This is a genomic window from Chamaesiphon sp. VAR_48_metabat_135_sub (genome assembly GCF_031418915.1).
Classification (GTDB): Bacteria; Cyanobacteriota; Cyanobacteriia; order Cyanobacteriales; family Chamaesiphonaceae; genus Chamaesiphon.
Map to the genome: position 1 here is coordinate 1 of NZ_JANOJV010000169.1, position 10137 is coordinate 10137.

At 42.9% G+C, this 10137-nt stretch carries 9 protein-coding genes and 1 CRISPR repeat array; of the genes, 1 reads left to right on the top strand and 8 read right to left on the bottom strand.

Annotation, left to right across the window (positions count from 1 at the left end):
• Positions 1 to 758: direct repeats of the CRISPR family, unit length 34 nt; unit sequence CCAATCCTCATCCAGCCCGAAGACTGGATGCAAC.
• A gap of 177 nt (positions 759 to 935) precedes the next feature.
• From cas2 to RMO55_RS12105, 8 genes are all read right to left on the bottom strand, one after another.
• Complete coding sequence (cas2, locus tag RMO55_RS12070; RefSeq protein ID WP_310426825.1) at positions 936 to 1226, bottom strand: CRISPR-associated endonuclease Cas2; 291 nt, start codon at positions 1224 to 1226, stop codon at positions 936 to 938.
• A 4-nt stretch (positions 1227 to 1230) separates the two neighbouring features.
• The gene (cas1c, locus tag RMO55_RS12075; RefSeq protein ID WP_310426828.1) at positions 1231 to 2262 is read right to left on the bottom strand and encodes a type I-C CRISPR-associated endonuclease Cas1c; all 1032 of its coding nucleotides are present in this window, start codon (positions 2260 to 2262) and stop codon (positions 1231 to 1233) included.
• Between the two features lie 140 nt (positions 2263 to 2402).
• Positions 2403 to 3020 carry a CRISPR-associated protein Cas4 gene (gene cas4, locus RMO55_RS12080; RefSeq protein WP_310426829.1) on the bottom strand — a complete coding sequence of 206 codons (618 nt, stop codon included), beginning with the start codon at positions 3018 to 3020 and terminating at the stop codon, positions 2403 to 2405.
• Positions 3021 to 3092: 72 nt separating this feature from the next.
• Positions 3093 to 3668 (bottom strand): Uma2 family endonuclease, encoded by a 576-nt coding sequence (locus RMO55_RS12085; protein WP_310426831.1) that lies wholly within the window; start codon positions 3666 to 3668, stop codon positions 3093 to 3095.
• A gap of 193 nt (positions 3669 to 3861) precedes the next feature.
• Complete coding sequence (gene cas7c, locus RMO55_RS12090; protein WP_310426833.1) at positions 3862 to 4998, bottom strand: type I-C CRISPR-associated protein Cas7/Csd2; 1137 nt, start codon at positions 4996 to 4998, stop codon at positions 3862 to 3864.
• 205 nt (positions 4999 to 5203) lie between these two features.
• Entirely contained in the window at positions 5204 to 6970 is a 1767-nt protein-coding gene (cas8c, locus tag RMO55_RS12095; protein WP_310426834.1) for a type I-C CRISPR-associated protein Cas8c/Csd1, read from the bottom strand.
• Positions 6967 to 7665, bottom strand: coding sequence for a type I-C CRISPR-associated protein Cas5c (gene cas5c / locus RMO55_RS12100; RefSeq protein WP_310426836.1), 699 nt, complete (start codon positions 7663 to 7665; stop codon positions 6967 to 6969). The genes cas8c and cas5c overlap by 4 nt, the downstream gene beginning before the upstream one ends.
• A 5-nt stretch (positions 7666 to 7670) precedes the next feature.
• Complete coding sequence (locus RMO55_RS12105) at positions 7671 to 7859, bottom strand: hypothetical protein (protein WP_310426837.1); 189 nt, start codon at positions 7857 to 7859, stop codon at positions 7671 to 7673.
• Positions 7860 to 8463: 604 nt separating this feature from the next.
• On the opposite strand from RMO55_RS12105, the gene RMO55_RS12110 reads away from it, so the two are divergent.
• Positions 8464 to 9924 carry a DUF3131 domain-containing protein gene (locus tag RMO55_RS12110; RefSeq protein ID WP_310426839.1) on the top strand — a complete coding sequence of 487 codons (1461 nt, stop codon included), beginning with the start codon at positions 8464 to 8466 and terminating at the stop codon, positions 9922 to 9924.
• Positions 9925 to 10137: the final 213 nt, after the last annotated feature.

A 10137-nucleotide genomic window follows, 5' to 3' on the forward strand; every position in this document is an offset into this window, starting at 1 on the left:
CCAATCCTCATCCAGCCCGAAGACTGGATGCAACCACGAATTTTTGTTGATGCGGTTACTGATTTGATCGTTCCAATCCTCATCCAGCCCGAAGACTGGATGCAACATTCGCTCTTTCTCTGTACAGTTGGTGAGGTAAACAGTTCCAATCCTCATCCAGCCCGAAGACTGGATGCAACGGCGATTGTCCTTGGTGTCTGGTAGTCCTAGCGTGTTCCAATCCTCATCCAGCCCGAAGACTGGATGCAACTTGATCAGCAATAGTGCTAGGGGTAAATAAATGACAGTATTGTTCCAATCCTCATCCAGCCCGAAGACTGGATGCAACTGTCGGAGGTCATAGGGTTTGATGCCGACATTATGTTCCAATCCTCATCCAGCCCGAAGACTGGATGCAACGGTGTGCAGTGGCACAGGGTGATGCGTAGCTTTGTTCCAATCCTCATCCAGCCCGAAGACTGGATGCAACGTCCCTGGTGTTCCGGCCAAAGTTGGGATTAAACCAGTTCCAATCCTCATCCAGCCCGAAGACTGGATGCAACCACTGCTTTGTACTTTCCAGCCATTCGCTGCAACGTTCCAATCCTCATCCAGCCCGAAGACTGGATGCAACGACGCTCTTTATAGTCTTTATCTAAAGCCTCTTGTGTTCCAATCCTCATCCAGCCCGAAGACTGGATGCAACTACAGTCTATATTTCCTTTGACAGCGATATTATGCAGTTCCAATCCTCATCCAGCCCGAAGACTGGATGCAACAGCGATCGATTCAAACCTGCTGATACCAACAATTTGAATAACGACTTCCGCGATCCTATCATTCCCCATCCCTTCAAACAGATCGACATAATAGAGAAAAATAGCTCAAACCCTGATGACACATGCGATCGCGAACCCCCCAGGAATTTGACCATTACTACAGGTTCGCGCTAGAATTCAGAGGATTAGCGGCTTCTCAAAATCAGTATAACCATCAATCCCGAAACAGAAGAGATGCTCCTCCCTCGGTGCAGGTAATCGATACACCCTGATGCTATCCAGAGAGGGATCGATCGTCTTTGTCAATCGATCGCGTAAAGTCTCATATTGACTATCGCTTACCCGACACTCAAACACCGATAACTGGACACGTTGTCCATAATCCTTGCAAACAGTCGCCACCTTTCGCAACCGTCGCCGCCCTTCCTTCGTTTCCGTATTCACATCATAGGTGACTAAAATATCCATCGGCTTATTTCTGAATAAAAGGTTGATAACTAGGTACATCGCCACGTAAATGACGGGCTAATAAACGAGCTTGAACGTGAGGAATCAAACCAAATGGAGCTTTTGAATCGATGATTTGGTGCTGAACTTCTTCCTGCTTGCGGTTTTGATAAGCCTCCAATAAAGTTCGCCGCGCATCATCGACTAGATGTACTGCACCACCTGGACGAGTGACGAAATCTTTGGGTTGAATTTGTTTGCGATTAATCAGACTTAGGACTAATCTGTCAGCAAATGGGGCACGAAATTCTTCCATTAAATCTAGAGCTAAAGCAGGTCTACCAGGACGCAGAGTATGCAAAAAACCCATCTGGGGATCGAGTCCTACACCTTCACAAGCCGACACACAATCATTTTTTAGTAATGTATAAACGAAGGATAATAACGCATTAATTGGATCGCGGGGTGGACGTTTATTGCGATCGAGCAATGCAAACGTTTCTCGATTTGCCCGAATCATGCACGTAAAGCTGCCAAAATAGGTTTTAGCGGCATAACCTTCGATTCCCCTCAACGTATCTAAATCAGTGGCTAGTTCAGCTTTCTGAATCGATTCTGCATGACGTTTAGCAGTTTCTGTCAGTTGGGTTCGATCGTCTGGGCTAGTGGCTTCTCGTGCCGCTCTCATTACTACTGTGCGGGTATTTTGGAGTTTAGCAGCTACTATGTAACGGGCGATCGCTAGAGTAGCCGCAGCATCCCTCACCACCTCATGTTGAGCATGACGCAACAACACATTTCCCGTCGTCGAACCCGCCAATCTCCCCTTAAATCGACCAAATTCTGACAACCACACCAAACTGCGTCCATCTTCGCCACAACGATGAATTAAATAGGGACTCATCAGCACATTTCCAAAGGTGACAATACTCCCCAAATGATGGAGCGGAATTTGTTTTTTAACCTCCTTTTCAATTTCAACTTTGAGCGTTTCATGGTCGAGGCGCAAATATGCACCTTGCGTTTGGATGTAGAGAGTATTTAGGAGTTGTTTCATGATAATAAAATTAATTCAACATATTTAATCTGGATATATACAGTAGATCTGTAGGGGCGGGTTTATGAGATCGATGTCGATTTCACTAAAAATCTAATTCAAACCCGCCCTCCCCCACTGCAAATTAAATTAAATTTAATCTAATTAACCGAGAAAGGGTTATTCCGAATGCTAGATTTACTAAAATTGGCGATCGATCCAGGCATACAAGCATCAATCAGCGAACAGTCATCACAACGTTTGTCATTAACAGGTGGCGGTAGCTTCTGACTAATTAAAATCTCATGAGTAGCAATAATTATCTGTTCCGTTTGAGCACGTAATTTAGGATCGATTTTCACTTCCCGCCGCCGTTTCGAGCCAGCATGATAAATCGCCCCTAATGGCACGTCACAACCGAGCATTTCTTCCAAACACAGAGCCTGGGCACAAAGTTGAATATCATCAGCCAGACGCGGTTTTTTACTACCAGATTTATATTCCACTGGGTAGGGAATCTCATCACGGCTAAATTCAACCACGTCAGCAATTCCCCGAATCCCCAATCGATGAGACCAGAGCGGTAAAGCACGTTCAACTCGCAGATCGTCAAGTTGTTCATCGTCAGGAATATCGACCTTTTCATGAACTCTTTGCCCCCGCAGCGTGTAGATATTTTCATCCCAAACTTGTTCGATATGAATCAACGCAAATTGGCGCGGACAATAGGCATAGTGCTGAAGGGCACTAATCATCACATAATCTTCTGAATCTGGCACAATAGGCACAAAAAATAGGTATCCTATTTACAGAGTACCCATTTGATGAAGTATAAACATCAATTCGTTGTTTTACGATCCAGTTAAAACCTGTTGAGCAGTTAAATTAAATTGACTAAATTGAGGCGATACAATAATTTGTTCTGCTGTATAAACTTGTTCCTCGTACAATCCTTCTACCAGTTCCAAAACTGTTACCTTATCTAATATTGGATCAATAATCCAATATTCAGGAATCTGTCTAGCAGCATATTCAGATCTTTTATATCGATAATCTCGTTTATCTTGCTTAGGACTGACTACTTCCACAACCAACGTAGGTGGCGGCATATCTGCTAACACTGTTGATCGGTTAGTTTCTCTTAATTCCAATGCTAAATCTTCAGAGAGAACTGTTAAATCTGGTATACGTGCAGTTGCTCTGCCACCAGTTACCGAGATTGCAATTTGATTTCTCAATAATTGCGGTGGTATCCCTAACTTTAGAAAGTAAGCTAGTAAAGAGATAGAAACTTGCTGATTCCGATCACTTTCTGGTGGCATTGGTATTAGTTCTCCATTCACAAGTTCACAAAGGGTATCGGTGCCATCATCATAGATGAGATACTCTTCAAGAGTCATTAACTTAGTCTGAGTTGCTACAACCATAGATTTGAACCTACCTATACTTAGGGATAATCTAACTACCTATTTTAATCGATATTTCTATAATTGAGTGGCAAGCTAGGTATGACGATCTAAGATAGATCCCCGACTTCTTCAAGAAGTCGGGGATCTAGCAGTAATGGTAAAGATGTCGGCATGGCTACCGATCTAACAATGCACCATCAATTCAATAAGATTACTTAACTAAAGAAGTTAAAGTTACGCCATTTGGTAAATTATCTTCTTGAATTTTCACGGTATAATCAGTGAATTTACGAGGGACATTTACCGATGAATTCAATTCTGGCTTGATTCGATCGAATAACACATGCGCCGGAGCATTACCGAGCTTATTCTCATGAGAGAAGATATGCAAACCCCGCAGAGCCATCAATCCACGACTAGCAGATCGATCGAGATCCCACATATTCATCAAGGCATCCCAGAATAATTTTAGGTCTGTTTTGTCTACTCCAGTTTGAGCGGCTAAACAGGGAGAATAAAAGCCATATCCACGATATAAACCATAAGGAATTAGTGTTTTACGTCCCATTGTTTGGAGCTTATCTCGATCCTTTCCATCAGTGACAGCCATCCGTGTAATTGAAAGATCTTGAGGTTGCACTTCATCAAGAGAACGTGAGAATGTTAACTGAATTGGGCCGCGTACTTGCCCCGCATTTAATCCAGTACTCATGACAGCACCAAACATTCGCACATCGTAAAATTCACGACACATCCAATTCCGTGCTTTGTCAATACTTTCACGACTTTTATTTGCTTTGCCTGCTTTTTTCACAAGATCGTCAATGAACTTCTTGAGTGGTTTATTAGCTTTGAGTTGGTCTTCGATCGATTCTAATTGTTCGTCCAATTCACTCTTACTCAATTCACCACTATATGTCAAACTTGTGACCACATCAGGAGCATCTTCAGCATCACCATCGGTTAAAGTAAATGATGGTAGTAAATGAATAATCTCTTTTAATACTATCGCGATCGCTGGATCTTTAACTACATCAGTGGCAGGTTTACCCATTGACAAGCCTTCAGCCACATAAGCCTTCCGAATTTGGTCATTTAACACCCCATGATGTTCGACAAAAATCTTCAGACGGGCGGCTTCAGCTTCGCTAGCTTCATACTCAGCATAGGTAGAAATATAGTTACGAATTTTTCGTTTGAGACAAACATCTGTTACTAATCCATGCGATGTTTCTGAATCAGTACGGGGTAAATTTCCAGCATCAGGATCGCCATTGGGATTTCCATCAGTCACATCAAATAACAAAACAAAATCGTGACGAAATTCGGGGTTTAAATAAGCAGTCATAGTATTCTTCAAAAAGTAATGTATGCGTGTTAATTAGGGTATGTTTGGGTTAAGAGTAGCCTAGAGACTGAAGTCTCTGCTTGTGATGCAAAGTCCGCCTGCGCGGAATAAATTTATTAGTCCGCGTTGGCGGACTTCGCATCATGAGCGACGATTTTAATCGTGCGGTAGTCGATTTTTCATGAAGTGCGAAATGTGGATTCCGTTAAGTAGATCTATTTGCAGCCTCCGCTCGGTTGTGTGCCCGTTGATGGTAATATCCCAAAGCAAATAATCCTTGTTGGTGCATTTTTAAAGTTTTGGGAAAAGTTAGAGTATGAGCTTCCAAACTAGGCGGTGCAATTTTGAGCATAATTTCTTGAATGCGGGTATCGATAGCACTGTAAGCACCAACTTTATTTTTCCGAAGTTTAGCCAGATGATTAAAAGAGTTCTTCATCAGTGCTGGAAAAGCGGTTGCAGGAGTGGTAGAAGCGGCACTATAGTACCTATCCACCAATGAAGCATTAACTTTGCCGAGAGCTGCTTTTTGCAGTCCTTCCAACTCCGCCAATAGTCGCCCACAGTGGTAGGCTCTATCGTCTTGCGCTTGTAAATTAGTTTGGGGATTCAGTTGTGCCATATCAGTCATCGCATCGGTGCCAAGTTTAGTGGTGAGAGCTAGTTTGATCAGTGCAGCGCGGGGATAGGTGACTTTACCCTCGGCACGATTTCGGTGTACGGCTCTGGTGAGTAAATCATCTGGGAGGGGAATCTGCTGGAGCGCGTTACGAATTAGCGCAGTCGGGACTTTGGGCAACATCTCTTTAGTGGCATCGCGGTAAGCACTAGCCGCCAAAGCGTATACTCCCAAAGGTTTACCAATTTCCCCATAAGCATCGGTAATTTGGTGCGCGAGAAACCATAGTTTGAGATTGGCTTTGACTGTCGGTACAGTGGTTTCCAACCAGTCCCGCACAACAGCCCGCGCAACGCTTGCGGAAAGTGCGAGGGCATAAAATTGATTAACATCCGTCCCATAAACTTCTTGCCCTTTATCGGCTGAATCTAGCAGGTTTTTTACTACTTGAGGATCGGGATGTTCGATCGCGCCGAGTAAGTCGATCTCTTCTGGTTCTCGCGTCCAAAAAACATAGGCTGTATTGCCAACTGATAAGCGGGTATTTTTACTAGACAGCAGATGATTGAGAGCTTTGGTAAACTTCTCGGCGGCTTCACGAGAAATTGGTGAAGTTAATGAATTTGCTAATCCATAGGAAGTAAAAGCTTGAGCATTTGCAGATACTAATGCCGTACCAGAAGGCTGTCCACCACGTAATCCTTTTACTAAGAAAGGTAATCTTTGTTCGACAGCTTTTTCTTCACCAGTGACTAAACAAGTCATGACGTGGCTCTTGGTTTTCCCTGATTCAGATTCTTCACCGCCAGAAGTATGATTAGCCCAAAACTCCTGAATGCTGATAAAGTTCTCAGCAGCATTTGCCGGAATCTTACCCCCTACTCGAAATGTAATATTTTCAGTAGGATCGAATTTTTTAGCATCTAGTAGCTGTAGAAACTCGTCTCTAGCTTTTTCCAACTCTAGGGGAGAATTAAGGAATTTAGCGATCGCAATCACTGTTGGTTCATTAGTTACTTCTGCACAGGCTTGAATTAACGTTTTGAATTGCTCGTGACACTCTATCAATCTTTCTGGTTTAGTCGCTGATCTACCAATGCCCAAAATATATTCACTAGTATCTACCAGCAATTTAGGTTTTACCCCAACAGTCCGACCAATATCAGGAGCAACAATTTCTCGTCCTTTTTTGGTTTCTTTTTGACTATTATCTTTCCAGCAAATACTACCTTCAAATATGCCATCAATAGTTAAGCTAATTAGCCATGCTATCCGCCGCTGATTATACATAGATGGTGGTAATTTATCCATCATCTGCTGTTCAGCGTACTCTTTTAATTTAGTGAGAATCATCGAATTGGCAGCCTCAATTTATTTTTCTCAACTAATACGCCATTTTTCAATTCAGCATGAAAAAACTTTGGTTTAGCACTACCGCTTGTTACTTGCGATCCATTTTCATCGTGGGTGAGATAATCGATCGATTGTTCGTCTCCAGATGTAAATTCAATATCTAATAACATCAAGCCTAAATCATCAGTTCGATCGATCGGTTTATCATCATCTGTCGGCATGTCAAAATATGCACTAAATTCTCGCGTTCCAAAATAAGGTTGATGATGACATTGACCTTTTTTCACTCGTCGCCGAAACTGATCCCGATATTTAGCTACATCTGCATTGGCATGTTTTTTGAGATGAATATCAGTCTTGATAATATACCCAACATCCCTTAAACAAAGAGTATGCCGTTGTGCGCGATCGTCATCAGCAAAATAACGATAATCGGCACTTTTTGCAGAGCTTGCACTTTGCCAAGTATTTACTTCATTCCTGAGAATAGAGAAGTGTTTAATTGGGTTTAATACTTCGATCGATCGAACTAAATAACTAAACTCTGGTTTCCAAAAAATTGCTTCCAAAATTCCCCGCGCCGCACTCGGAGTCATGACTTCATAACTGACGCGCTCGGCTCCAAATTCTGGGCGAGTAAAGCAAGCAAAGTCGCCAGTCACTTTGACTGTTAGTGGTGAGTCTCGTTCACCCATAGGTTCTATTCCTGCCAATGTGAGTTACATATAGAGTACCCAGCGTTACAGTAAGGATCTACCAAATTTTCTAATTCTTCGATTTTATCTGCTTGGCTGACTACAACTTGATGAATGAGATCTTCGAGTTGTTTGAGTTCACCCTTGAGGATTTTCACCTGCTCGACTAAGTACAGTGGGGAGATTGGTGTCATAAAGGTTGCTGGAGATCGATTGCTAAATCTAATTTAGCATACATAACAATAAATAGAAGTGTAAAATTGGATTTTTAGGAAGCAGGGTGGATAACCCCGCTTCACCTATATATTACAGAACAAAAAATAGTTCCAATCCTCATCAGTTTCAATCCTCGTCAGAGGCTAATTGCCACCAATGCTTTAGACTTCTAAGCTTATCACGAGCATTCTCACATCTGGTATTGCGGCTAATACTCGTCAGGGTAGATTAGTTGTCAGTGGTGAATATTTGAAACCCTAGTGCTTCGTTGTCAACCGCCCCGCAGATAAATCACGGGCTACTAGCAAAAGTCCACTTAAGTGGACTTAAATTACACTAGCCCGCACTTTAGTCGCGGGTGGGTAAAGACTAAGTACTCGACAACTAATCCACCCTGGCTTGTTAAAAGGGGCTGGGGGGGATTCTCTAGGGTTTGCGAGTGCGATCTTATACTTGGAAAATAATATCCCCGACTTCTTGGAGAAGTCGGGGATATTAGCCGCTCCTGCCAAATTCAATGGTTGTGAATTCTGCGGAGGCGAGTGGGCATAATGAATCATAAAGCTACCAACCAAACAAGCTATGAGTTCTGATTTTAAGCCACCACCATTGGGTTGGTCGATTCTCTCTGCTGTGGGTGGAATATTAACAGTAGTTGCAGCCATCACTGGATTAGAAAATTTATCTGTTTACCTCCATCAAACCGATGCTTCCTTAGTTACATCAACGAAAATCATCGCCACTAAGGATGCTGAAATGAAGCCAGATGAGAAACTTGTCGCCAAACTGGATACTCAGTCAATGAGTAATGCTGGAATCCCTGTACCAGCATCAGAGATGGTGGCTAAAGATTACTCAAGCGCGATCGCTTTGACCCCAACAGAGATGTCCGTAGCACGTCAAGCTTGGGCATATTTTCAAACCAATTGGCAATCAAAAACTGGCTTAGTTAATAGCGTCAGTGGATTTGAATCTGTGACGATGTGGGATCAAGCCGCCGCGATCGCCGCCCTAGTTAGTGCCAAAGAATTAGATTTAATTTCGGCAACAGAATTTCAAACTAAGCTAGGGCAAACTCTCAAAACATTGGCAACAATGCCATTGTATAAAGGACAACTACCAAACAAAGTTTATAATTCCAAAACTTTAATTCCCGTCAGCTATGGTCAACTTACCAAACGTGAAGAAATTGGCTGGTCGGCGATCGATCTCGGTAGAATGTCGATCTGGCTAAAGATTGTCGGCTCCAAATATCCCCAATTCAAACCTCAAACTCAAGCAGTCTGGAAGCACTGGCAAGTTCAACGATTAGTTAAAGATGGACAAATGTTCGGGACTGCGGTTAGCAAGGGTAAAGAAGAATATAACCAAGAAGGTCGGTTGGGTTATGAAAGTTATGCCGCCTACGGTCTAAAATTGTGGGGATTGGATGTCCACAAAGCTCTAGATACTCAAACTAATACGGCCTTTGTTGGCATCTACGATCGCGGTGTACCTTATGACAAACGAGATTTTGAAAATTCGGGAGCGAATAACTATGTCCTCAGCGAACCTTATATTCTCGATGGGATTGAGACTGGATTTCAGGCATTACCAAAAGCCTATGCCGATCGAGTCTTAGCAGCTCAAGAAGCTAGGTATAAAGCCACCAAACAATTAACAGCAGTCACCGAAGACAATCTCGATCGCGCTCCATATTTTGTCTACAATTCGCTCTTTGTCAACGGTCAACCCTGGGCAAATATCACCGACAAACGTCGAAATTATCCCGAATTAAGATTTCTGAGTGCAAAGGCGGCGATCGGCTGGCATGTATTATACAACACTGAGTATACCCAAAAGTTATTTGATTTTGTCCAAACCAATCTCAAAGCCGATGGTGGTTGGTACAACGGCTATTACGAAGCATTAAAAGAGCCAAATAAAGCACAGACAGCTAATAATAATGGCGTAATTTTACAAAGTTTACTTTATAAAAAAGTCGGTAAACCACTGATTGTCTGGGCAGGGGTGACACCATCGAAGAAAATGCAACAACCCTAGTATTTAGTCTTTAACCGCCCTCTGCGCAGGCAGACGCGAAGCTGAACAAATAAATTAGTTGCTCATAGCTAAAGTCCACTCAAGTGGACTGAGTGATTTTTCTTCTAGCGTATGAAACCACCCAAGCAAGCCTTAAACAACAAGTTATTTGAATTGCTGCGTAGGTTGTTTACCCCTCCCCAGCCCTCCCCTTGCCAAGGGGAGGGAGCAAAG

Bases quoted from the DNA above. Each gene is read 5' to 3' on its own strand.
- RMO55_RS12105 (WP_310426837.1), bottom strand. From the start codon at position 7,859: ATGACACCAATCTCCCCACTGTACTTAGTCGAGCAGGTGAAAATCCTC.
- cas8c (WP_310426834.1), bottom strand. From the start codon at position 6,970: ATGATTCTCACTAAATTAAAAGAGTACGCTGAACAGCAGATGATGGAT.
- RMO55_RS12085 (WP_310426831.1), bottom strand. From the start codon at position 3,668: ATGGTTGTAGCAACTCAGACTAAGTTAATGACTCTTGAAGAGTATCTC.
- cas1c (WP_310426828.1), bottom strand. From the start codon at position 2,262: ATGAAACAACTCCTAAATACTCTCTACATCCAAACGCAAGGTGCATAT.
- cas5c (WP_310426836.1), bottom strand. From the start codon at position 7,665: ATGGGTGAACGAGACTCACCACTAACAGTCAAAGTGACTGGCGACTTT.
- cas7c (WP_310426833.1), bottom strand. From the start codon at position 4,998: ATGACTGCTTATTTAAACCCCGAATTTCGTCACGATTTTGTTTTGTTA.
- cas2 (WP_310426825.1), bottom strand. From the start codon at position 1,226: ATGGATATTTTAGTCACCTATGATGTGAATACGGAAACGAAGGAAGGG.
- RMO55_RS12110 (WP_310426839.1), top strand. From the start codon at position 8,464: ATGAGTTCTGATTTTAAGCCACCACCATTGGGTTGGTCGATTCTCTCT.